Genomic DNA, 22,274 nt, shown 5'->3' on the forward strand with positions numbered 1-22,274 from the left:
CTAGTTTTTTTTCGCCTACTGCGTGGATCTACAACGGTGTTGCGGTAAATCTTCAGAAATTGCCCTGAACCCACTTCTTCAGTCGGTCCAGCAATGGAGGCTGTGCCTCTTCGTTGCTGTAGCTGTCGCGGCTGCCGATGCCCGAGAACGAAATGCCGTCCGATTGCTTCTGCAGGCCGTACATCAACAGGCCAACGCCGGTGGAATAGATCGGGTTGCGCACCACGTCATCCAGCCCCTTCACGCCATGGGGCACGCCCAGGCGCACCGGCATGTGGAAGATTTCCTCGGCCAGTTCGGTGGCGCCTTCCATCTTCGCGGTACCACCGGTCAGCACGATGCCGGCCGGGATCAGGTCTTCGTAGCCACTGCGGCGCAGCTCGGCCTGGATCAGTGTGAACAGCTCGTCGTAACGCGGCTCGACCACTTCGGCCAGGGCCTGGCGAGACAGTTCGCGCGGTGGACGGTCGCCAACGCTCGGCACCTTGATGGTTTCACCGGCACCGGCCAGCTTGGCCAGGGCGCAGGCGTAGCGAATCTTGATTTCTTCGGCGTACTGGGTCGGGGTGCGCAACGCCATGGCGATGTCGTTGGTCACCTGATCGCCGGCAATCGGGATCACCGCGGTGTGACGGATCGCGCCTTCGGTGAAGATCGCGATGTCGGTGGTGCCGCCACCGATGTCCACCAGGCACACGCCCAGCTCTTTCTCGTCGTCGGTCAGTACCGAATACGCCGACGCCAGTTGCTCCAGAATGATGTCGTCGATTTCCAGGCCGCAGCGACGCACGCATTTTTCAATGTTCTGTGCAGCGTTGACGGCGCAGGTGACCACGTGAACCTTGGCTTCCAGGCGTACGCCGGACATGCCCAGGGGCTCGCGGACGCCTTCCTGGTTATCGATGACGTAATCCTGCGGCAGGGTGTGCAGCACACGCTGGTCCGCCGGGATTGCCACGGCCTGGGCGGCGTCCAGCACGCGCTCGAGGTCGGCGGCGCTGACTTCGCGATCACGGATCGCCACGATGCCGTGGGAGTTCAGGCTGCGAATGTGATTGCCGGCCACGCCGACGAACGCCGAGTGGATACGGCAACCGGCCATGAGCTGCGCCTCTTCGATGGCGCGCTGAATCGACTGCACGGTGGACTCGATGTTCACCACCACGCCTTTTTTCAGGCCACGGGACGGATGCGTACCGATCCCGACGATATTGAGCAGGCCGTCGTCCCCGACCTCGCCCACCAGCGCCACCACCTTGGAGGTGCCGATATCGAGACCGACGATCATTTTGCCGCTTTGCACGTTTGCCATGGGTCCTGCCTCTTCTTAATTCTTCGCGACAGCGGGTTGGGCTGTCGTGGGCGCTACAGGTTCCCGCCAGCCAACGGCGAGGCCGTTGGCGTAGCGCAGATCGATGCGCGCGATGTTCGTAATCTGTTCTTTGAGCGTCTTGTCGTAGATGGCGATGAAACGGCGCATCTTTTCCACCAGGTTGCCGCGTCCAAGCAGCAGCTCGATACCGGGGCCTGCGCTGCCGGGGCCGGTGGTCAAAAACCAACTGCCGCGTTCACGCAACTCCAAACGTGCGATGGAGAAGCCCAGTGGCCTGAGCATCTGGCTCAGCACCTGGTATTGCTGCATCACCTGCTGCGGGGCCCGCTGTGGACCAAAAAGCTGCGGCAAGTGTTCATAGTTCGCCAGTTCACGCGGGGTAAACGCCTGCCCCTGATTGTTCAACAGCGATTCGTCGCCCCAGCGCGCCACCGGGAGTTGCTCTTCCAGGCGGATCACCACCTGGTCGGGCCATACCCGACGCACTTCGGCGTGGGCGATCCATGGCATCTGTTCCAGCTCTGTGCGCATGCTTGCCAGGTCGATGGTGAAGAAGCTCGACGCCACATACGGGGCGATTCGCTGCTGCACCGCCTGCTGGCTGATGTAACTCAAGTCGCCCTGCACGTTGATCCTGGTGATCGGCCGGTCGGCGTAGGGCAGCAAACGCTGCGCGCCTTCATAGGTACCGAACCCCAATGCCACCAGCAGCACCGGCCAGAACAGGCTTTTGAGGAAGCCAAAATTGGCTTTGGGCAGGCGCGCAGACATCGGCTCTTTGGCCACCATTCGGCTGGCACCGCGCGGCACCGGCTTGCGGCCGGGTGCGGGGGGCTGATGTCTCAACTGTGCGCCTTGCATGGTCTTAACCTCGCGGCTCTTGCAGGCCGTTGGCGTTGCGGGCAACGCTTTCAGCCAGAATGGCCAGAACCAGTTGTTGGAAATCCAGACCGGCAGCACGGGCCGCCATCGGGACCAGGCTGTGATCGGTCATGCCCGGTGCCGTATTGACCTCCAGGAACCAGAACTGCCCGTCGGCGTCCTGCATCACGTCCGCCCTGCCCCAACCGGCGATACCCAGCGCCTCACAGGCTTTCGCCGTGAGGTCCATGAGTTCCTTTTCCTTGGCGCTGTCCAACCCGCACGGAATGCGGTACTGGGTATCGTTGGCCACGTACTTGGCGTCGTAGTCGTAGAAACTGTGCGTCGTGCCCAGGGCAATCGGAGGCAACACCTGGTCACGCAGGGTGGCGATGGTGAACTCCGGACCTTGAATCCATTGCTCGACCAACACTTGCGAATCGTAGGTACTGGCCGCTTTCCAGGCGTCGATCAATTCGGACGCGGAGCTCACTTTGGCCATACCGATACTTGAACCTTCATGGGCCGGTTTGACGATCAAAGGAAAGCCCAGTTCCGCAGCAGCGCAAATACAATCGGCCTCGCTGCTCAGCACGGCATGACGCGGCGTCGGAATGCCCAGGCTGTGCCAGACCTGCTTGGTGCGCAGCTTGTCCATGGCCAGGGCGGAAGCAAGGATGCCGCTGCCGGTGTAGGGAATGCCCAGGCATTCGAGCAGGCCCTGCATGCTGCCGTCTTCACCGCCACGACCGTGGAGGATGATGAAGGCGCGGTCTATTTTTTCGTTCAGCAGACGCTGCAGAAGGTCATCACCCACGTCGAGACCGAACGCATCCACGCCCGCGCTTTGCAGCGCATCGAGGACGGCGTTGCCCGACTTCAGGGACACTTCGCGCTCGGCACTCTTGCCGCCGAACAGCACGGCAACGCGGCCGAAGTCTTTCGGCGCGACAGTGGAGACGAGGTTGGCGTAGGCAGCAGTCATTTCAACTTTCCCTCTGCCGAGGCCGCCACGGCACCGGTGAACAACGGACTCTTCAACAGGCTAGGGGCCAGACCGCCCACATCACCGGCGCCCTGACACAGCAGGATGTCGCCGGCACGCAGCAGTGGCTTGACGATCGGTGCCAGGTCGACACCGCGCTCGATGTAGATCGGATCGAGTTGGCCGCGCTGACGGATGCTGTTGCACAACTTGCGGCTGTCAGCGCCCGGGATCGGCTCTTCGCCCGCGGGATACACTTCCATCAGCAGCAGGACGTTGGCATCGGCCAGTACATTGACGAAATCGTCGTACAGGTCGCGGGTACGGCTGTAACGGTGCGGCTGGTAGACCATCACCAGACGACGCTCCGGCCAGCCACCGCGTACGGCCTTGATCACCGCCGCGACCTCGGTCGGGTGGTGGCCATAGTCGTCGACCAGCATCACATTGCCGCCCTCGACCGGCAGTTCGCCATAAACCTGGAAGCGTCGGCCAACACCCTGGAACCCGGACAGGCCCTGGACGATGGCTTCATCGCTGACACCTTCGTCAGTGGCAATGCAAATGGTCGCCAACGCGTTGAGCACGTTGTGGTTGCCCGGCATGTTCACCGAGACGTCCAGCGGCTCACGATCAGGACGCAGCACAGTAAAGAAGGTCTGCATGCCCTGCTGGCGTACATTGATTGCGCGCACATCACAGTCATCGCCGAAGCCGTAGGTCACGGCCGGACGCTTGACCAGCGGCAGGATTTCCCGCACCACCGGATCGTCCAGGCACACCACGGCCAAACCATAGAACGGCAGGTTATGCAGGAATTCGACGAAGGTTTTCTTCAGTTTGTTGAAGTCACCGTCGTAGGTTGCCATGTGGTCGGCATCGATGTTGGTGACCACGGCCACCAGCGGCTGCAGGTGCAGGAAGCTGGCATCGCTTTCGTCGGCCTCGGCGATCAGGTAGCGGCTGGTGCCGAGCTGGGCATTGGTGCCCGCGGCATTCAGGCGGCCACCGATCACGAAGGTCGGGTCTAGGCCACCGGCGGCGAACACCGAGGCGATCAGGCTGGTGGTGGTGGTTTTGCCGTGGGTACCGGCGACGGCGATGCCGTGGCGATAGCGCATCAGCTCGGCCAGCATTTCGGCACGTGGCACCACAGGAATACGGCGTTCCAGCGCAGTGGCGACTTCCGGGTTGGAGGTGTTCACGGCGCTCGAGACCACCAGCACGTCGGCGGCGGCAGCGTTCTCGGCGCGGTGGCCGATGAAAATCTGCGCACCGAAGGATTCCAGGCGCTCGGTGACCGGCGAAGCCTTGAGGTCGGACCCGGAGACTTGATAGCCCAGGTTCAACAACACTTCGGCAATCCCGCACATGCCCACACCGCCGATGCCGACGAAGTGGATGCGGCGGATGCGGCGCATTTCCGGTTGAGGCATGGCTTTCTGATTCTCAACCATGGGCCACCTCCAGGCAGGTATCAACGACGTTACGGGTGGCATCGGGTTTGGCCAGGCGGCGGGCGGCAGTGGCCATTTCGTTCAATCGTTGCGGTTGCATCAGGACCTCTGTCAGGCGAGCGGCAAGATCCGCTGCGCCAGTCGTTCTTTGCGGCATCAGGAAGGCAGCGCCTTCACGGGCCAAATAATCGGCGTTGCGGGTCTGGTGATCGTCGATCGCGTGGGGCAAGGGCACCAGCATCGAGGGCAGACCGGCGGCAGCCAGTTCACTGATGGTCAGCGCACCTGCGCGGCACACCACCAGGTCGGCCCAGCCATAGGCTTGGGCCATGTCTTTGATGAAAGGCTGCACTTGCGCCTCGACGCCAGCCGCGCGATAGCGCTCTGCGGTCACTTCATCGTGGTTTTTGCCGGCCTGATGGAACACGTCCGGGCGCAAGTCGACGGCGACTTGCGACAAGGCTTCAGGCAGCAACTTGTTCAACGGCTCTGCGCCCAGGCTTCCGCCCAGGATCAGCAAACGCGCCTTGCGACCGCACAGGGCGGGTCGCTGTGTTTCGAGGAACAGCTCGGTGCGCACCGGGTTACCGGTGGTGCGTCGGCTGCTCGACAGGGTAAAGGTGTCGGGGAACGCTTCACAGACTCGGGCGGCCAACGGCACCAGCAACCGATTGGCGGTACCCGCCACGGCGTTCTGCTCATGAACGATCACCGGCACACCGGCCAGTTTGGCGGCAACACCGCCGGGACCGGTCACATAACCACCGAATCCGACCACGCAGACCGGCCGCAGCTGGCGAATGATCGCCCGTGCCTGCCAGACCGACTTGAGCAACATGAACGGCGCCTTGAGCAGGGACAACTTGCCCTTGCCCCGCAGACCGCTGGCATTGATCCGGTGCAGTTCGATGCCCGCCGCAGGCACCAGTTCGTTCTCGATGCCACGCGGCGTGCCGAGCCAGTGCACGGTGTAACCACGGGCCTGGAACTCGCGGGCACAGGCCAGCGCCGGGAACACGTGGCCACCGGTGCCGCCGGCCATGATCAATACGTTAGCGCCCATGGTTCGGCTCCTCGGCGAAGTCGCTCTCATGGAACTCCATCTCTTCGCTGCCCAGGTGGGTTCGACTCTCCCACTCGATGCGCAGCAACAACCCGAGACAGGCACAGCAGATCACCAGCGAACTGCCGCCATAACTGAGGAACGGCAGGGTCAGGCCCTTGGTCGGCAGCAGGCCGACGTTCACACCGATGTTGATCAGGAACTGACCAATCCACAGGAACGACAGGCCATAGGCGACATAGGCTGCAAAAAACTGCTTGGCCTTCTCGGCCCACAGGCCGATGTACATGCCGCGAATACACACGAACACGAACAGTGCGACCGTGCACAGCGAACCCACTGCGCCCAATTCTTCGGCCAATACCGAGAACACGAAGTCGGTGTGGGCTTCGGGCAGGTAGAACTGTTTCTGTACGCTGTTGCCCAGACCAACGCCCAGCCATTCGCCGCGACCGAACGCGATCAATGCCTGGGACAACTGGTAACCGGCACCGAACTGGTCGGCCCAAGGGTCGGCAAAGTTGGTCAGACGCGCCATTCGATAGGGCTGCATTTGAATCAGCAACACCACCGCCCCGACGGCCAGCACCACCATCAGGGAAAAACGGAACAGCCCCACGCCGCCAAGGAACAGCATCGCGGCGGCGGCGCCCATCATCACGACCGTGGCACCGAAGTCCGGCTCCATCAGCAGCAGGCCCGCCATCGGCAACAGCACGATGAACGGTTTGAAGAAGCCCATCCAGCTTTCACGCACTTCCTTCTGGCGGCGCACCAGATAGCCGGCGAGGTAGATCACCACGAACACCTTGGCGATCTCGGACGGCTGCACGTTGAAGAAACTGAAACCGATCCAGCGCATCGAGCCGTTCACTTCACGACCGATGCCCGGCACGATCACCATCACCAGCAAGCCGAAGGCGCCGAGCAGCATCAGCCAGCCCAGGCGTTGCCAGGTGGCGATCGGAATCATCATCGTGACGACGCAGGCGCCCAGGCCCAGCACCACGTAGATAAGGTGGCGAATCATGTAGTACAGGGCGCTGCCCGATTGCACCGCGCCCACTTCGGTGGATGCCGAGGCAATCATGATCAGCCCCAGGCCAAGCAGTGCCAGGCAACCGGCGAGCATCGGGAAGTCGAGGTCGATACCGCGCCCGGTGATCAGCGGCGATGGATACGGCTTGATGATGCCTCTGAGACTCATGCCAGATCCTCCACGGCTTGGACGAACTGGTGACCACGGTCTTCATAGTTCTTGAACATGTCGAAGCTGGCGCAGGCCGGCGACAGCAGCACCACGTCACCCGGCCGGGCTGCGGCGCGGCATTGCGCCACGGCCTCAACCAGGGAAGCTGCACGAATCTGCGGCACGGCATCGCCGATGGCGGCGCCGATCTTGTCGGAATCACGGCCCATCAGGATCACGGCGCGGCAGTTGGCTGCGACCGGATCGCGCAGATCCTTGAACTCCGCACCCTTGCCGTCGCCACCGGCGATCAGCACGATCTTGCCGTCGATGTCCGCACCCAGGCCTTCGATGGCCGCCAGTGCGGCACCGACATTGGTGGCCTTGGAATCGTTGTAGTAGCCCACGCCATCCAGGTCACGGACCCACTGGCAACGGTGCTCCAGGCCAGCGAAATTGCGCAGGGCCGAGAGCATGGCGTCGAACGGCAGGCCCACGGCATGACCGAGGGCCAGTGCCGCCAGGGCGTTGGACTGGTTATGCGCACCGCGCACTTTCAGCTCGCGCACCGGCATCAGGTTCTGGAATTCGAAGGCCAGGTATTTTTCGCCGTTTTCTTCGCGCAGCCCGAACGCCTTGAAGTCCGGCTTGGTCAGGCCGAAGGTCCAGCAGGGCTGGCCCTCGCCCATCAACGGACGGCTCAGGGCATCCTGGCGGTTGACCACGAACTGCCTGGCACCACGGAAAATCCGGTGCTTGGCCAGGTGGTAGGCCGGCAGGCCGCTGTAGCGGTCCATGTGGTCTTCGCTGATGTTGAGCACGGTGGCCACTTCGGCGTTGAGCTGGTCGGTGGTTTCCAGCTGGAAGCTCGACAATTCCATCACGTACAGCTCGACATCGTCGCTCAGCAGGTCCAGCGCCGGAGTGCCGAGGTTGCCGCCGACCGCGACACGCTTGCCCGCCGCCGCCGCCATCTCGCCGACCAGGGTGGTCACGGTGCTTTTCGCGTTCGAGCCGCTGATGGCCACGATCGGCGCCTTCGCGTTACGCGCGAACAGCTCGATATCACCGGACAGTTTCACGCCGCGGGCAGCTGCCGCCTGCAAGGCAGGGGTCGCCAGCGCCAGGCCAGGGCTCACGTAGAGCTCGTCGGCACGGCACAGGAACTCGACGTCCAGCTCGCCACAACGCACTTCCACGTGCGGATAGTCACGTTTGAGCGTGGCCAGTTCCGGTGGATTTTCCCGCGTATCGGCCACCGCAAAGGCCACGCCCCGGTTCGCCAGGAAGCGAACCAGGGACATGCCGCTCTTGCCGAGGCCGACAACGATGCGGAAGTGGTCAGAAGCGATCAGAGACACGGGTTTCTACCTCAGCTTCAGCGTGGCAAGGCCGATCAGCACGAGAATCACGGTGATGATCCAGAAACGGACAATCACGCGCGGCTCGGGCCAGCCCTTGAGTTCAAAGTGGTGGTGAATCGGCGCCATGCGGAATACGCGGCGACCGGTCAGCTTAAAGGAGGCAACCTGAATGACGACTGACAGGGTTTCCATCACGAACACGCCGCCCATGATGAACAGGACGATTTCCTGACGGACGATCACCGCGATGGTGCCCAGGGCAGCGCCCAGCGCCAGTGCGCCGACGTCGCCCATGAAGACTTGCGCCGGGTAAGTGTTGAACCACAGGAAGCCCAGGCCGGCACCGATCAGCGCGCCGCAGAACACGATCAGTTCGCCCGCGCCGGGAACGTAAGGAATCAACAGGTATTCGGCGAACTTCACGTTACCCGACAGGTAGCAGAAGATCCCCAGGCCACCGCCGACCATCACGGTCGGCATGATCGCCAGGCCGTCGAGGCCGTCGGTCAGGTTGACCGCGTTGCTCGAACCGACGATCACGAAGTAGGTCAGCACGATGAAGCCGGCGCCCAGCGGAATGCTGTAGTCCTTGAGCATCGGCAGGATCAGGGTGGTTTCCACCGGGGTGGCGGCCGTCATGTAAAGGAAGATCGCCGCACCCAGGCCGAACACCGACTGCCAGAAATACTTCCAGCGGCTCGGCAGGCCACGGGAGTTCTTCTCGATCACCTTGCGGTAGTCATCGACCCAGCCGATGGCGCCGAACAACAGGGTGACCAGCAAGACAACCCAGACATAACGGTTGGTCAGGTCAGCCCACAACAGGGTGCTGACGCCGATCGACGACAGAATCAGTGCGCCGCCCATGGTCGGGGTGCCCGACTTGGACAGATGCGATTGCGGGCCATCGTTGCGAACGGACTGGCCGATCTGACGGTTCTGCAAGGTGCGGATCATCCACGGGCCATAGCACAGCGACAAGACCAGCGCGGTCAGCACACCGAGAATCCCGCGCAGGGTCAGGTACTGGAAGACCGCGAAGCCTTTGTAGAACTGTTGCAGATACTCCGCTAGCAGCAGCAGCATTAATGTTTCTCCAGACTGGACCCGCACAAAGCGGCAACGATGTTTTCCATCGCGGCGCTGCGCGAGCCCTTGATCAAAATGGTGGTGTTTGTGTCTTGCTCGGCGCCCAGCGCCTTGATCAGTTCAGCCTGTGTGCTGAAGTGAAGGGCCTGTGGTCCGAAGGCGTTGACGGCATGGAGCATCATCGGCCCGACGGCATAGAGCGCGGACACCTTGCCCCGGGCGTACTCGCCCACGTCACGGTGACCCTGCTCTGCCCAATCGCCCAACTCGCCGATATCCCCGAGCACCAGGACGGTGCGGCCGGAAAAGCCGGCGAGTATATCAACGGCGGCGCACATGGAGGTGGGGTTCGCGTTGTAGGTGTCATCGATCACGCGCATGCCATTGCTGGCCAGTTGCGCAACAGTGCGCCCCTTGACCGGTTGCACCGCGCCCAGGCCCGTGGCGATGCCGAACAGCGACACGCCCAGCGCATGGGCGGCAGCCGCAGCGGCCATGGCGTTGGCGACGTTGTGGGTGCCGAGCAGATTCAGTTGAACGCGCTCAACACCTTCAGGGGTATGCAGGTTGAACGCCGGGCAACCCCGGGCGTCAGTGGTCAGGTCGCTGGCATGGAAGTCGGCGCGGCTGTCGGTCAGGGCGAAGGTCAGTACCTTGCGGCCGGCAGCGCGTTTCTTCCAGATCTCGAAAGCCTTGTCGTCCAGATTGAGCACGGCGATGCCATCGGCCGCCAGACCTTCAATAATTTCGCCCTTGGCCTCGACGATTTTTTCCGGGCCGCCGAACTCGCCAACGTGGGCGGTCCCGGCATTGTTGAGAATGGCCACGTGGGGCTTGGTCATGCCCACGGTGTAGGCGATTTCGCCGAGGCGTGAAGCGCCCAGTTCGATGACCGCGGCGGTATGTTCCGGCGCCAGTTCCAGCAGGGTCAGCGGAACACCGAGGTCGTTGTTCAGGTTGCCACGGGTGGCCAGCACCGGACCACGGGTGCGAAGGATGCTTGCGAGCATTTCCTTGACCGTGGTCTTGCCGCTGGAGCCGGTCACCGCAGCGACTGGCGAAGTAAACGCGGCACGGTTCTGCGCGCCGAGATGCCCCAGCGCCTGACGGGTATCGCTGACCAGCAATTGCGGCAACGTGCTGTCGGCCACTTCACGCTCGACCAATGCGGCGACGGCACCTTTGGCGGCCACCTCATTGAGATAGTCATGACCATCGAAACGCGGGCCGGCCAGGGCGATGAACAACTGCCCCGGCTTGATCGCACGACTGTCGATGCTGACGCCGTCGAAAGTGGCATCGGTGCTGATCAAACGGCCAGTGAGGGCGTTGGTCAGTTCACTCAGTTTCAATGCCTTAAGCATGGGCCACCTCCCACGCGGTCAGGGCATGATCGGCCTCGACCAGATCGGAGAAGGCATGGCGCTCGCCGTTGATTTCCTGATAATCCTCGTGGCCTTTACCGGCGAGCACGATCACGTCGTCCGCCGAAGCACCGGCGATCAACTGGGCAATGGCCTGACCGCGACCCGCCACAAAGGTGACTTTATCCACAGCCGCGAAACCGGCGCGGATGTCTTCGAAAATAATGGCCGGGTCTTCGGTGCGTGGATTGTCGTCGGTGACCAGAACGCGATCAGCCAGGCGCTCAACGACTTCAGCCATCAGCGGGCGCTTGCCGCGATCGCGGTCGCCGCCGCAGCCGAACAGGCATAGCAGTTGGCCTTTGACGTGGGGGCGCAGTGCTGTGAGGACTTTTTCCAGGGCATCAGGCGTGTGGGCGTAATCGACCACCACCAGTGGCTGGCTGCCGCCGCCGAGGCGCTGCATGCGACCGGCCGGGCCTTCGAGCTTGGGCAGGACCTTGAGAATTTCGTCGAGGGCATAGTCCAGGCCGAGCAAGGCGCCGACCGCAGCCAGCACGTTGCTCAGGTTGAAACGACCGAGCAACGTGCTGCGCAAATGGTGCTCGCCCTGGGGCGTGACCAGTGTGGCGCGCACGCCTTCGTCATCGAACTGCGCCTCGCGGCAATACAGGTAGGCGCTGCTGTCGAGCAGGCTGTAGGTGATCAACCGCGACTCGCGTTTTTCCGCGGCCAGTTGCCGACCGAAATCGTCATCGAGGTTAACCACCCGGCATTTCAGATCGTTCCAGGCGAACAGCTTGGCCTTGGCCTCGCCATAGGCCTGCATGGTGCCGTGGTAATCCAGATGATCACGGGACAGGTTGGTCATCACCGCCACGTCGAATGCCAGCGCGGTCACCCGGCCCTGATCCAGACCGTGGGAGGAGACTTCCATGGCCACGGCTTTGGCCCCGGCCTTTTTCAGGTCGCCCAGGGTCGCTTGCACGGCGATAGGATTGGGCGTGGTGTGCAGGCCGCTTTGCAGCGCGCCATAGAAACCGGACCCCAGGGTGCCGACGATGCCGCAATGCTGGCCGAGCAGATCCAGCGCCTGGGCGATCAGTTGGGTCACGCTGGTTTTGCCGTTGGTGCCGGTCACGCCGACCAGGTTCAGGTGATGGCTTGGCTCGCCATAGAAGCGGCCGGCGATATCCGACAACTGCGCCGCCAGGCCCTTGACCGGAATCAATGGCACATCGGTGATCGGCAGCACGGTGGCACCTTCCACTTCGTACGCCACGGCGGCAGCACCGCGCTGCAGTGCATCGGCAATGTGCGCGCGACCGTCGAACTTGCCGCCGGGCACGGCGAGGAACAGGTCGCCGGCGCGGACGTTGCGACTGTCCAGCGCCAGTTCACGGATCAACAGATCGTGGCCGGCGTGGGGAAATATTTTGTTCAGACTTAGTGACATCAGCCGCGCCCTCCATTGGCTTTCAGCGGTACGACCGGGGTGGCGTTGGCTTGTTGGGTCGGTGGCAGGTTGTCCGGCGTGACGTTCATCAGGCGCAGGGTGCCGGACATCACGCGGCTGAACACCGGCGCCGAGACCAGACCACCGAAGTAACCGGCCTTGGTCGGCTCATCGATGACCACCACGATGGCGTAACGCGGATCGCTCATCGGGCCGAAACCGGCGAACAGCGAACGGTAGGAGTTTTCGGCATAGCCCTTGGTGCCGACCGACGTTTTACGTGCAGTACCGGACTTGCCGCCCACGTGATACGCCGGCACCTGCGCACGGAACACGCCGCGCGGGGCTTCGATCACTTGTTGCAGCATGCCTTGCATGGTTTTGGCGACAGCTTCCGGCAATACCTGGGTGATTTGCGGCGCCTTGTCGGTTTTGATCAGGGTCAGCGGTGCGAGGCGACCATTGTTGGCCAGCGCCGAGAAGGCGTGAACAAGCTGGATCGCGGTTACGGAAATACCGTAGCCGTAGGACAGCGTGGCCGTCTCTGCCTTGCGCCATTCCCGGTAATTGGGCAGGTTGCCGACACGTTCGCCCGGGAAGCCGAGACCGGTGTCCTGGCCAAGACCGACCTTCTGCGCCAGACGGAAAATGGTTTCGCCGCCGATATCGAACGCGACCTTACTCATGCCGACGTTACTGGAATTGATCAGAATGCCGGTCAGGTCGAGCACCGGCCCTTCCGTCTTGGAAACGTCCTTGATGGTGTACTTGCCGATCTGCAGGGAGCCTGGATACACCTCGACGGTGTCGCTCGGCTTCCAGCGCCCGGTTTCGATGGCGGCGCTCATGGAGATCGCCTTCATGGTCGAACCCGGTTCGAACACGTCGATCATCGCGCGGTTACGCATCATCGCCGGTTGCAGGTTGCGGCGGTTGTTCGGGTTGTAGGTCGGCTGGTTGACCATGGCGAGGATTTCGCCGGTCTTCACATCCATGATCACCAGGCTGCCGGCCTTGGCGCCGTTCTCGATGATCGCGTTGCGCAATTCGCGGTTGGCCAGGTACTGCAGGCGCAGGTCAATGGACAACGCCAAGGGCTTGCCGGCCTTGGCGTTTTTGGTCACCTGAACATCTTTGATAAGTCGACCGCGCCGATCCTTGATGACCTGTCGCTTGCCGGGCACGCCGGCCAGCCATTCGTCATAGGCCAGCTCGACACCTTCGCGACCATGGTCGTCGATATCGGTGAAGCCGACCATGTGGGCAGTGACTTCACCGGCCGGATAGAACCGGCGGAATTCTTCAATGCCGTAGACGCCCGGTACTTTCAGGTCGAGCACGGACTGGCCTTGCTCCGGGGTCAGCCCGCGCACCAGGTAAATGAATTCTTTATTGGCTTGTGCTTCCAGACGCTCGGCCAGGGCTTTGGGATCTTGCCCCAACGCGGCGGCCAGCGCTGGCCACTTCTCTTTGGCCAGCTGCATTTCCTTGGCGTTGGCCCACAGCGTGGTAACCGGGGTGCTGACAGCCAAAGGCTCGCCGTTGCGGTCGGTGATCAGACCACGGTGAGCCGGAATCGGAATATGACGAACGCTACGCGCGTCGCCCTGGCCCTTGAGGAAGTCACGATCGACGACTTGCAGGTCGATGATCCGCCAGGAGATCGCCGCCACCATGACGCCGAGCAACCCCAGCACCAGGCGGAAACGCCAAGGGAACAGTGCGCCTTCGAGTTTCATCATGGCGCCACCATCTGCACTTCGGCGGCACCGGGGATGCGCATCTTCAATTGTTCAGTAGCCAGCACTTCGATGCGGCTGTGAGCCGTCCAGGTGCTTTGCTCAAGGATCAACCGGCCCCATTCGGCCTGGGCCTTGTCGCGCACGCTCAACTCGTTGTACAGCGAGTTGAGCAACTGACGGTTCCAGTGCGCGCTGTAGGACACGCCAATGGCAGACACGAGGACGCCAACGAACAGCAGGAGCATGAAAAAGCTGCCGCCGGGCAATGGCTTGGCAAAAAGCTTGCTCACCGCAACTTCTCCGCCACACGCATGACAGCGCTACGGGAACGTGGGTTGGCTTTGAGTTCGGCGTCGGAGGCCGTCTGCGCTTTGCCATGGACTTTGATTTTCGGTTCAAAGGCGACATGCCGAACCGGCAGGTTGCGCGGCAGGTTGTCGGCTTCGCCTTTCACCAGTTTGCGCATGAACAGTTTGACGATGCGATCTTCCAGCGAGTGGAAGCTGATCACCACCAGGCGACCGCCCACTTCCAGGCATTCCAGAGCGGCTTCGAGGCCGGCTTCCAGATCGCCCAGTTCGTTGTTTACATGGATACGCAGGCCCTGGAACGCACGGGTTGCGGGGTTCTTGCCTTTTTCCCAGGCAGGATTGGCGACTTTCAGCACTTCGGCCAGATCGCCGGTACGCTCGAACGGCTTGATGTCACGGCGCTCGACCACGGCACGGGCCATGCGCCCGGAAAAACGTTCTTCGCCGTATTCCTTGAACACCCGGGCAATTTCCTCAGCCGGGGCGGTGTTGACGAACTCGGCCGCGCTGATCCCGCGGGACGGGTCCATGCGCATGTCCAGAGGGCCATCGTTGAGGAAGCTGAAGCCGCGCTCAGGGTCATCGAGTTGCGGGGAAGAGACGCCAAGGTCCAGCAGAATGCCGCTGACCTTGCCCTGCAGGCCGCGCTCGGCGACTTCGGATCCGAGCTCGGCAAAGCTGCGCTGCACAACGACAAAGCGGCCGTCTTCGGCCGCTAGCGTCTGCCCGGTGGCAATCGCTTGAGGGTCTTTGTCGAATCCGAGCAGCCGACCATCCGGACCGAGCCGGCTGAGGATCAACCGACTATGCCCGCCACGCCCGAACGTGCCGTCCAGATAGCAGCCATCAGGACGTACGGCGAGAGCCTCGACGGCTTCGTCAAGCAGTACGGTGATGTGGTTAAAGCCGCTATCAATAGTCACAGGATCAAATCACGCAGTTCGTCAGGCATGGCGCCCGGTTGTTGAATAGCAGCCAGGTCCGCGGCAGAAACCGCATTCCAGGCATCCTCGTCCCACAGTTGGAACTTGTTCAATTGGCCTACCAACATCGCGCGCTTATCCAACTTGGCATATTCACGAAGACGCGGCGGGACCAGGAAACGACCACTGCCATCGAGCTCGAGGTCGACGGCATTACCAATCAGCAAACGTTGCAGGCGGCGGTTCTCTTCGCGAAGCGAAGGCAGTGCGCGCAGTTTGGTTTCAATAATTTCCCACTCATCAAGGGGGTAGACACACAAACACGGATCAACGGCATCAATTGTGACGATTAACTGACCGGAACTACGCGAATCGAGCTCGTCACGGTACCGGCTCGGCATGGCGAGACGGCCCTTTGCATCGAGACTGATAGCATTGGCTCCGCGAAACACGTCAGCGTTTCTCCAAATGTTAGCGTTTTACGCTTAAAAAACCCACTTCATGCCACTTTCCGCCACTTGTGCACACTATAGGAATGCGCCCACCGCACCGTCAAGGCGCGGATTAAAGGAAAACCCTTACAGAACTGAGATTTAGGAGCATAAGAGGAAGGGCCACGAGAATTCGGCAGATAAAAACGACCAATAACTTGAAGCAGCGCTGAAGGCTGCGTTCGGAAGTTAAAGTAATTTATTAAGAGTAAGATTTTTTCGGTATTACGAAAGTGCTTATGCCAACGATTCTGAAAGGAGGGAAATCAGTACTGCATGGGGGTCACGCGGTCGCTGCCAGAGCAGGCTAATCGATATCACACATACACTCTACCGATGATGAAAAAAGAACGCCATCGCATCATCGGGGCTCTGCTCATTGATTTAAGCAGAGGCAGGAAAAAGGTGGAGAGTCGATCTGTAAGCCGGGTTCTGTCTTGAACAGTCATTCGTCTACGATGGCCATCACTGGACATCTTTAGCAACCTACCCGGTCCCAGCGCGGGCCACGCCTTGGGACCCTATTTGGTCTTGCTCCAAGTGGGGTTTACCTAGCCACGAACTGTTGCCAGACGTGCGGTGCGCTCTTACCGCACCTTTTCACCCTTACCGGCGCCGAAGCGCTTAGGCGGTTATTTTCTGTGGCACTTTCCGTAGGCTCACGCCTCCCAGGCATTACCTGGCACTTCGCCCTATGGAGCCCGGACTTTCCTCCCCCCCCTAATTTTCATAGAGGGCAGCGACTGTCCGATCGACTCTCCGCCGCGCAGGTTAACGGCAGAGCGCCCGAAGAACAAGCGCTAATAGCCTTTGTGCACGCCTGCGCGTCGGGTTTCACTCACCCTTCTGCTGATCCAGCGCAATCTGATACAGGACATTCTTGCGCTCGCCGGTAATTTGCGCCGCCAGGGCCGCCGCACGCTTGAGCGGCATCTCTTCGAGCAACAGATTGAGGATGCGCATCGCCTCACTGCTGACGGCGCCTTCAGCCTCGGGCGCCGACCAACCCGCGACCAGCACCACGCACTCGCCACGCTGCTGATTGCTGTCCAACTCGACGAACTGACGCAACTCGGCCAACGGTAAGCCTTTAAGGGTTTCGAACGTTTTGGTCAGTTCCCGCGCCAGCAAGGCCGGACGTTCGGCGCCGAACACCAGCTCCATATCCTGCAGGCACTCGAGGATGCGATGGGGGGCTTCATAAAAGATCAGCGTGCGCGGTTCTTCCTTTATGGCCTCCAGGCGAGCGCGCCGCCCCACCGCCTTGGCCGGCAGGAAACCTTCAAAGATGAAACGATCGGACGGCAACCCTGCCGCCGACAACGCAGCGATCAAGGCACAGGCCCCCGGAACCGGAACCACACTGATCCCGGCGGCGCGGGCCTGGCGCACCAGGTGATACCCCGGATCGGAAATCAGCGGCGTTCCCGCATCAGAGATCAGCGCGACATCGTCCCCCGCCAGCAAACGGGTAATGAAGCGGCTGCCCTCATCTCGCTCGTTGTGCTCATGGCAAGCCGCCAACGGCGTAGGAATGCCGAAATGCTGCATCAACCGCTGAGAATGACGAGTGTCTTCTGCGGCGATCAAAGCCACGTCACGCAAGATTTTCAGCGCGCGCGCACTGATGTCGTCCAGGTTGCCGATGGGCGTCGCCACCACATAAAGCGAGCCCGCAGCGGAATTCAAAGCACCTGGAACAGTCAAAGCGCACACCTCATGATCAATAAAGCCGCCATTGTAGCGCGTAGCAACGCTGACGATACGCGCAAGAAACACTCGGCTTCGCCGCCTTTTGTGCCGCACCGCAACATTTACACCAGCTAAATTGATCGATTCACGCCAGTAACATCGCGCCCCGGCCAGTGGTTGGGTACAATTCCACGCTAATTTGATCGAGTATCAGGAACACTACATGATCGCTTGCCTGCGGCTGTTCACTGCCCTCTGCCTCGCTGCCTTGCTGACAGCTTGCGTCAGCTCGTCCTCCTCCAGCCTTGGCGAACTTCCACGGACCCCGGATGCCAGTATCGAGCAACTGCTCGAGAAAGCCGCTCAAAGCAAATCGCCGGAAGACGCTGCCCTGTTGCGACTGAGCGCAGCGGACCTGGCCTACCGCCAGGGCAATGCCGCGCAATCCGCGCAGATCCTGCAACAAGTACCGGTGGAGCAGCTAAAACCTGGCCAGCAGGTGTTCGCCAGTACCCTCGCCGCAGAATTGGCCATGACCCGCAATCAGCCGAAAGCCGCGCTGACGGCATTGAGTCATCCAAGCATGCAACGCTTGAGCGAGCTGCCGGAAGAGCAACAGGTCCGCACCGGCATCGTTCGCGCCCGCGCCCTTGAAGCCGATGGTCAGACACTGGCTGCCGCGAAGGAACGCATCTTCATTGCACCGATGCTCAAAGACGAAGCCGCCAGCAAAAACCACGAAGCGATCTGGGCCCTGATCGCCTCGCTGCCGACCGACCAGTTGCAGCCGTCGACCACCGACGATCTTGGTGGCTGGATGGCTCTGGCCCTGGCGGTGAAAACTGCCGGCACCCTGGAGCAGCAACAGGCCGCCATCGACAACTGGCGCGCGCAGAACCCTAAACACCCGGCCGCCATTCAACTGCCGCTGCCACTGACCAAGCTCAAGGAGCTGGCCAGCCAGCCCCTGGGTAAAATCGGCCTGCTGCTGCCGCAGGACGGCCCGCTGGCCTCGGTCGGCAAGGCGTTGCGCGAAGGCTTCATGGCCGCTCACTACCAGGCGCAACAGGCAGGTCAGAAGCCACCAGCCATTGAGTTCTACGACAGCTCGAAGCTGACCTCCCTCGACGAGTTCTATCGCAAGGCCCAGGCCGATGGCGTGCAACTGGTCGTCGGCCCGCTGGAGAAGCCACTGGTCAAACAACTGAGCGCACGCCCGCAATTGCCGATCACCACCCTGGCGCTGAACTACAGCGAAGGCGAACAAGGTCCGCCTCAACTGTTCCAGTTCGGCCTTGCCGCTGAAGACGAAGCCCGCGAAGTCTCCCGTCGCGCCCGTGCCGACGGCTTGCATCGTGCCGCCATCATGGTACCGAAAGGTGAATGGGGCGACCGCGTGCTGCGCGCGTTCAGCCAGGACTGGCAAGCCAACGGTGGCAGCATCGTCGCGACCGAGCGTGTCGACCAACCGGTGCAACTGGCTCAACAGATCGCCGACATGTTCCAGTTGCGCCAGAGCGAAGGCCGCGCCAAGAGCCTGCAAAGTACCGTAGGTTCGCAGGTCGCCGCCCAGCCCTCCCGTCGCCAGGACATCGAGTTCATCTTCCTGGCCGCCACGCCACAACAGGCTCAACAGATCAAACCGACCCTGAACTTCCAGTACGCGGGCGACGTTCCGGTCTACGCCACGTCCCACGTGTTCAGCGCCAGCGGCGACGTCAACCAGTACAACGACATGAACGGCATTCGTTTCTGCGAAACCCCATGGTTGCTGGACGCCAATGATCCACTGCGCAAGCAGGTCACTGCACAATGGCCGCAAGCCGCCAGCAGCCTGGGCCGCCTGTACGCCATGGGTGTCGACGCCTACCGTCTGGCGCCGCGTCTGGGCCAGCTCAAGACCCTGCCGGACAGCCGCATTGAAGGTCAGTCGGGCAGCCTGGGCATGACCCAGAACCAGCGTGTCGTGCGCCAGTTGCCTTGGGCCGAGTTCGTCAACGGCCAGGTGCAGCGCCTGCCGGACACCCCGCGCTGATGCCCGACAGGTCACGCCAGCAAAGCGGTAAAGATGCCGAGCGCCAGGCGCTCGGCCATCTTCAACAGCAGGGTCTGCGCCTGGTGGCGCAGAACTGGCTGTGTAAACGTGGTGAGCTTGATCTGGTCATGCTAGATGGCGATACAGTAGTATTCGTTGAAGTTCGCTATAGAAAAAACACTCAATGGGGTGGCGCGCTCGGTAGCATCGATGGGCGCAAACGGCAGAAGCTGATTTTTGCCGCGCAGTATTTTCTTCAGCGCGAGTCGCGCTGGGCCAATTCCCCTTGCCGTTTCGACGTGGTTGCCATTGATAGCGACCTCGATCAGTTGAACTGGGTGCAGAATGCCTTCGACTGCTGACCGATCATGCCCCGAAACGGACAACACCCAACACTTTTGCTCTTTGCATTGCGGGCTGCACATTCACGTGCCGAAAAGCCGCGCTCATTAAGGTCACACAGATGGACATGCAATCCCGAATTCGCCAGCTTTTCCAGGCCAGTATCGACACCAAGCAACAGGCGATGGAAGTACTTGCACCGCACATCGAGCAAGCCAGCCAGGTCATGGTCAACGCCCTGCTCAACGAAGGCAAAATGCTTTCCTGCGGCAACGGCGGTTCTGCCGGTGACGCCCAGCACTTTTCCTCCGAGCTGCTTAACCGCTTCGAGCGCGAGCGCCCGAGCCTGCCGGCCATTGCGTTGACCACCGACAGCTCGACGATCACCTCGATCGCCAACGACTACAGCTACAACGAAGTCTTCTCCAAACAGATCCGCGCCCTTGGTCAGCCGGGCGATGTTCTGCTGGCGATATCCACCAGCGGCAACTCCGCAAACATAATTCAAGCGATCCAGGCCGCACATGATCGCGAAATGATTGTCGTAGCATTGACCGGTCGCGATGGCGGCGGCATGGCATCACTGCTATTGCCCGAGGACGTGGAGATTCGCGTACCCGCCCATGTCACGGCACGTATTCAGGAAGTCCACCTGCTGGCGATCCATTGCCTTTGCGACTTGATCGACAGCCAACTGTTCGGGAGTGAAGAATGACCCCTAATCGCCTAGGCCTACTGGCCCTGACCCTGTGCCTCGGCATCAGCGGCTGCACCTCGGTGGTGAACGCCAGCCGCGAAGCCCCGATTGAAGATGACCGCGGCACCCGCACCTTCGGCAGCAAGATCGACGACTCCCTGATCGATACCAAGGTCGGCGTGAACATTGCCAAGGCCGACCCTGCCCTGGATAACGACTCGCACATCGTCGTCACCAGCTTCAATGGCGTGGTATTGCTGGCCGGGCAAACCCCGCGTGCCGACCTCAAGGCGAAGGCCGAACAGGCCGCCGCTGCTGTTCAGCGGGTTAAGACCGTTCACAACGAACTGCAGATCCTGCCACCGTCGGGCTTTCTTGCCCGCCAGAATGACACCTGGCTGACCTCCAAGATCAAGACCCAGATGCTCACCGACCCGAACATTCCTGGTTCGCGGATCAAGGTCGTTACCGAGAACGGCATTGTTTATCTGCTGGGCTTGCTGACCAAGCAAGAGGCCGCGCAGGCGACCAACCTGGTGCAGGGGGTTTCCGGTGTGCAGAAGATTGTGAAGTTGTTTGAGTACATAGACTGATACTGCTGCCACCTGTGGGAGCGAGCACGCTTGCGATGAACCTGAGGACACCGCGGGGCATCAAAATCCCGCGTCATCGTTTTCGACCATCGCGAGCCAGCTCGCTCCTACAGGTAATAAAAAAGGCAATCCTTGCGGATCGCCTTTTTTATTACTTCACCACCTTCAAACTAGGCCGACCGCTTGGCCGCGGCGGCTCGCTGTCGGGTGGCGGAATGTCATCGTCCGGTTCGATTTCATCATCGTCCTCGCCCATAGGCGATTCCAGATCGAACACCATGCCCTGACCATTCTCCCGGGCGTAGATACCCAGGATCGAGGCAATGGGCACGAACAGCGTATGCGGCACACCACCAAAGCGGCCTTCGAAGCTCACTGCTTCGTTGTCCATGTGCAGATGGCGCACGGCCTGTGGCGATACGTTCAGGACAATCTGCCCGTCACTGGCGAAACCCTGCGGCACCTGAACCGACGGGTATTCGGAATTGACCAGCATGTGCGGTGTACAGTCGTTGTCCACGATCCACTCATAGAGCGCGCGGACCAGATAAGGTCGACTGGAGTTCATAGCGGCTCCTTAAGCCTTAGCGCATATCGCGTTCGACACCAGACAGACTCGCCTGGAAAGCCTCACGCGCAAACTGGCGCTCCATGTAATCAAGCAGCGGCTTGGCTGGCCGCGGCAGTTCGATACCCAGAATCGGCAATCGCCAGAGTATTGGCAATAGGCAGCAATCCACCAGGCTTTGTTCCTCACTGAGGAAAAACGGTTTGTCGGCGAACAACGGCGACACGCCGGTCAGGCTTTCACGCAGTTCCTTGCGTGCCACGGCACGAGCCGCTTCCTTGGTCCGCGAATCCAGAATCAGATCCACCAAACCACACCAGTCTCGCTGGATGCGGTGCATCAACAGACGACTGTTGGCACGCGCCACAGGATAAACCGGCAACAATGGCGGATGCGGGTAACGCTCATCCAGGTATTCCATCACCACCGTGGACTCCCACAACGCCAGGTCACGATCGACCAGGGTGGGCAAACTGCCGTAAGGGTTCACTTCGATCAGTTTAGGCGGCTGACGGCCCGCTTCCACGTAAATGATCTCGGCGCTGACACCCTTCTCTGCCAGTACGATTCGCACTCGGTGGGAATAGTGGTCGGCGGGGTCGGAGTAACAGGCCAACCGATTGGTCACGCCCATGGCGGTCCTCCTCGCTTGTAGAAATGATCGAAAGCGGAAAAACGAGCGCGCCCAGAGGGCGTCTCCCGTAACCCCTGGCCAGCCA

Annotated in this window: 21 protein-coding genes and 1 other RNA gene; 4 read left to right on the forward strand and 18 right to left on the reverse strand. The window is 61.4% G+C overall.

What is annotated here, in order from left to right; translation table 11 throughout:
• Positions 1–52: 52 nt before the first annotated feature.
• From ftsA to rsmI, 16 genes are all read right to left on the reverse strand, one after another.
• Positions 53–1,312, reverse strand: coding sequence for a cell division protein FtsA (gene ftsA / locus B0W55_RS05005; protein WP_077044918.1), 1,260 nt, complete (start codon positions 1,310–1,312; stop codon positions 53–55).
• Between the two features lie 15 nt (positions 1,313–1,327).
• On the reverse strand, positions 1,328–2,194 hold the full coding sequence (locus B0W55_RS05010; RefSeq protein WP_077044919.1) for a cell division protein FtsQ/DivIB: 867 nt from the start codon (positions 2,192–2,194) through the stop codon (positions 1,328–1,330).
• Between the two features lie 4 nt (positions 2,195–2,198).
• Entirely contained in the window at positions 2,199–3,179 is a 981-nt protein-coding gene (locus B0W55_RS05015; RefSeq protein WP_077044920.1) for a D-alanine--D-alanine ligase, read from the reverse strand.
• The gene (murC, locus tag B0W55_RS05020; protein ID WP_077044921.1) at positions 3,176–4,636 is read right to left on the reverse strand and encodes a UDP-N-acetylmuramate--L-alanine ligase; all 1,461 of its coding nucleotides are present in this window, start codon (positions 4,634–4,636) and stop codon (positions 3,176–3,178) included. Before murC ends, B0W55_RS05015 begins: the two co-directional genes overlap by 4 nt.
• Positions 4,629–5,699 carry an undecaprenyldiphospho-muramoylpentapeptide beta-N-acetylglucosaminyltransferase gene (murG, locus tag B0W55_RS05025; protein ID WP_077044922.1) on the reverse strand — a complete coding sequence of 357 codons (1,071 nt, stop codon included), beginning with the start codon at positions 5,697–5,699 and terminating at the stop codon, positions 4,629–4,631. The genes murC and murG overlap by 8 nt, the downstream gene beginning before the upstream one ends.
• Complete coding sequence (gene ftsW, locus B0W55_RS05030; RefSeq protein ID WP_077044923.1) at positions 5,689–6,906, reverse strand: putative lipid II flippase FtsW; 1,218 nt, start codon at positions 6,904–6,906, stop codon at positions 5,689–5,691. The genes murG and ftsW overlap by 11 nt, the downstream gene beginning before the upstream one ends.
• Positions 6,903–8,249, reverse strand: a complete 1,347-nt coding sequence (gene murD, locus B0W55_RS05035; RefSeq protein WP_077044924.1) for a UDP-N-acetylmuramoyl-L-alanine--D-glutamate ligase — start codon at positions 8,247–8,249, stop codon at positions 6,903–6,905. The genes ftsW and murD overlap by 4 nt, the downstream gene beginning before the upstream one ends.
• Positions 8,250–8,255: 6 nt before the next feature.
• Complete coding sequence (mraY, locus tag B0W55_RS05040) at positions 8,256–9,338, reverse strand: phospho-N-acetylmuramoyl-pentapeptide-transferase (protein ID WP_008016698.1); 1,083 nt, start codon at positions 9,336–9,338, stop codon at positions 8,256–8,258.
• Positions 9,338–10,705: a UDP-N-acetylmuramoyl-tripeptide--D-alanyl-D-alanine ligase gene (murF, locus tag B0W55_RS05045; RefSeq protein WP_077044925.1), complete on the reverse strand. Its 1,368-nt coding sequence runs from the start codon at positions 10,703–10,705 to the stop codon at positions 9,338–9,340. The genes mraY and murF overlap by 1 nt, the downstream gene beginning before the upstream one ends.
• Positions 10,698–12,161 carry a UDP-N-acetylmuramoyl-L-alanyl-D-glutamate--2,6-diaminopimelate ligase gene (locus tag B0W55_RS05050; RefSeq protein ID WP_077044926.1) on the reverse strand — a complete coding sequence of 488 codons (1,464 nt, stop codon included), beginning with the start codon at positions 12,159–12,161 and terminating at the stop codon, positions 10,698–10,700. Before B0W55_RS05050 ends, murF begins: the two co-directional genes overlap by 8 nt.
• Positions 12,161–13,900 (reverse strand): penicillin-binding protein 2, encoded by a 1,740-nt coding sequence (locus B0W55_RS05055; protein WP_175645471.1) that lies wholly within the window; start codon positions 13,898–13,900, stop codon positions 12,161–12,163. Before B0W55_RS05055 ends, B0W55_RS05050 begins: the two co-directional genes overlap by 1 nt.
• Positions 13,900–14,193 (reverse strand): cell division protein FtsL, encoded by a 294-nt coding sequence (ftsL, locus tag B0W55_RS05060; RefSeq protein WP_030129814.1) that lies wholly within the window; start codon positions 14,191–14,193, stop codon positions 13,900–13,902. Before ftsL ends, B0W55_RS05055 begins: the two co-directional genes overlap by 1 nt.
• Positions 14,190–15,137, reverse strand: a complete 948-nt coding sequence (gene rsmH, locus B0W55_RS05065; protein ID WP_077044928.1) for a 16S rRNA (cytosine(1402)-N(4))-methyltransferase RsmH — start codon at positions 15,135–15,137, stop codon at positions 14,190–14,192. The genes ftsL and rsmH overlap by 4 nt, the downstream gene beginning before the upstream one ends.
• Entirely contained in the window at positions 15,134–15,589 is a 456-nt protein-coding gene (mraZ, locus tag B0W55_RS05070) for a division/cell wall cluster transcriptional repressor MraZ (protein ID WP_007917012.1), read from the reverse strand. The genes rsmH and mraZ overlap by 4 nt, the downstream gene beginning before the upstream one ends.
• Positions 15,590–16,033: 444 nt before the next feature.
• An RNA gene (gene rnpB, locus B0W55_RS05075) (RNase P RNA component class A) lies at positions 16,034–16,387 on the reverse strand.
• Positions 16,388–16,462: 75 nt separating this feature from the next.
• Positions 16,463–17,335, reverse strand: coding sequence for a 16S rRNA (cytidine(1402)-2'-O)-methyltransferase (rsmI, locus tag B0W55_RS05080; protein ID WP_077044929.1), 873 nt, complete (start codon positions 17,333–17,335; stop codon positions 16,463–16,465).
• A 208-nt stretch (positions 17,336–17,543) separates the two neighbouring features.
• On the opposite strand from rsmI, the gene B0W55_RS05085 reads away from it, so the two are divergent.
• From B0W55_RS05085 to B0W55_RS05100, 4 genes are all read left to right on the forward strand, one after another.
• Positions 17,544–19,355 carry a penicillin-binding protein activator gene (locus tag B0W55_RS05085; RefSeq protein ID WP_077044930.1) on the forward strand — a complete coding sequence of 604 codons (1,812 nt, stop codon included), beginning with the start codon at positions 17,544–17,546 and terminating at the stop codon, positions 19,353–19,355.
• On the forward strand, positions 19,355–19,717 hold the full coding sequence (locus tag B0W55_RS05090) for a YraN family protein (protein WP_077044931.1): 363 nt from the start codon (positions 19,355–19,357) through the stop codon (positions 19,715–19,717). Before B0W55_RS05085 ends, B0W55_RS05090 begins: the two co-directional genes overlap by 1 nt.
• A 101-nt stretch (positions 19,718–19,818) precedes the next feature.
• Positions 19,819–20,412, forward strand: coding sequence for a phosphoheptose isomerase (locus tag B0W55_RS05095; RefSeq protein ID WP_077044932.1), 594 nt, complete (start codon positions 19,819–19,821; stop codon positions 20,410–20,412).
• On the forward strand, positions 20,409–20,987 hold the full coding sequence (locus B0W55_RS05100) for a BON domain-containing protein (RefSeq protein ID WP_056853208.1): 579 nt from the start codon (positions 20,409–20,411) through the stop codon (positions 20,985–20,987). Before B0W55_RS05095 ends, B0W55_RS05100 begins: the two co-directional genes overlap by 4 nt.
• Before the next feature lie 151 nt (positions 20,988–21,138).
• Here B0W55_RS05100 and B0W55_RS05105 read toward each other — a convergent pair whose 3' ends face one another.
• A complete protein-coding gene (locus B0W55_RS05105) occupies positions 21,139–21,555 on the reverse strand; it encodes a ClpXP protease specificity-enhancing factor (protein WP_077044933.1) in 417 nt (138 codons plus the stop codon).
• A 16-nt stretch (positions 21,556–21,571) separates the two neighbouring features.
• Entirely contained in the window at positions 21,572–22,189 is a 618-nt protein-coding gene (locus tag B0W55_RS05110; RefSeq protein WP_007989864.1) for a glutathione S-transferase N-terminal domain-containing protein, read from the reverse strand.
• Positions 22,190–22,274 lie beyond the last annotated feature (85 nt).

Source organism: Pseudomonas sp. KK4 (assembly GCF_001984065.1).
Lineage (GTDB): Bacteria > Pseudomonadota > Gammaproteobacteria > Pseudomonadales > Pseudomonadaceae > Aquipseudomonas.

Excerpts from the sequence above, each read along its gene's own strand:
- ftsA (WP_077044918.1), bottom strand. The coding sequence starts at position 1,312 with ATGGCAAACGTGCAAAGCGGCAAAATGATCGTCGGTCTCGATATCGGC.
- B0W55_RS05010 (WP_077044919.1), bottom strand. The coding sequence starts at position 2,194 with ATGCAAGGCGCACAGTTGAGACATCAGCCCCCCGCACCCGGCCGCAAG.
- B0W55_RS05015 (WP_077044920.1), bottom strand. The coding sequence starts at position 3,179 with ATGACTGCTGCCTACGCCAACCTCGTCTCCACTGTCGCGCCGAAAGAC.
- murC (WP_077044921.1), bottom strand. The coding sequence starts at position 4,636 with ATGGTTGAGAATCAGAAAGCCATGCCTCAACCGGAAATGCGCCGCATC.
- murG (WP_077044922.1), bottom strand. The coding sequence starts at position 5,699 with ATGGGCGCTAACGTATTGATCATGGCCGGCGGCACCGGTGGCCACGTG.
- ftsW (WP_077044923.1), bottom strand. The coding sequence starts at position 6,906 with ATGAGTCTCAGAGGCATCATCAAGCCGTATCCATCGCCGCTGATCACC.
- mraY (WP_008016698.1), bottom strand. The coding sequence starts at position 9,338 with ATGCTGCTGCTGCTAGCGGAGTATCTGCAACAGTTCTACAAAGGCTTC.
- murF (WP_077044925.1), bottom strand. The coding sequence starts at position 10,705 with ATGCTTAAGGCATTGAAACTGAGTGAACTGACCAACGCCCTCACTGGC.
- B0W55_RS05050 (WP_077044926.1), bottom strand. The coding sequence starts at position 12,161 with ATGTCACTAAGTCTGAACAAAATATTTCCCCACGCCGGCCACGATCTG.
- B0W55_RS05055 (WP_175645471.1), bottom strand. The coding sequence starts at position 13,900 with ATGAAACTCGAAGGCGCACTGTTCCCTTGGCGTTTCCGCCTGGTGCTG.
- B0W55_RS05085 (WP_077044930.1), top strand. The coding sequence starts at position 17,544 with ATGATCGCTTGCCTGCGGCTGTTCACTGCCCTCTGCCTCGCTGCCTTG.
- B0W55_RS05090 (WP_077044931.1), top strand. The coding sequence starts at position 19,355 with ATGCCCGACAGGTCACGCCAGCAAAGCGGTAAAGATGCCGAGCGCCAG.
- B0W55_RS05095 (WP_077044932.1), top strand. The coding sequence starts at position 19,819 with ATGGACATGCAATCCCGAATTCGCCAGCTTTTCCAGGCCAGTATCGAC.
- B0W55_RS05100 (WP_056853208.1), top strand. The coding sequence starts at position 20,409 with ATGACCCCTAATCGCCTAGGCCTACTGGCCCTGACCCTGTGCCTCGGC.
- B0W55_RS05105 (WP_077044933.1), bottom strand. The coding sequence starts at position 21,555 with ATGAACTCCAGTCGACCTTATCTGGTCCGCGCGCTCTATGAGTGGATC.
- B0W55_RS05110 (WP_007989864.1), bottom strand. The coding sequence starts at position 22,189 with ATGGGCGTGACCAATCGGTTGGCCTGTTACTCCGACCCCGCCGACCAC.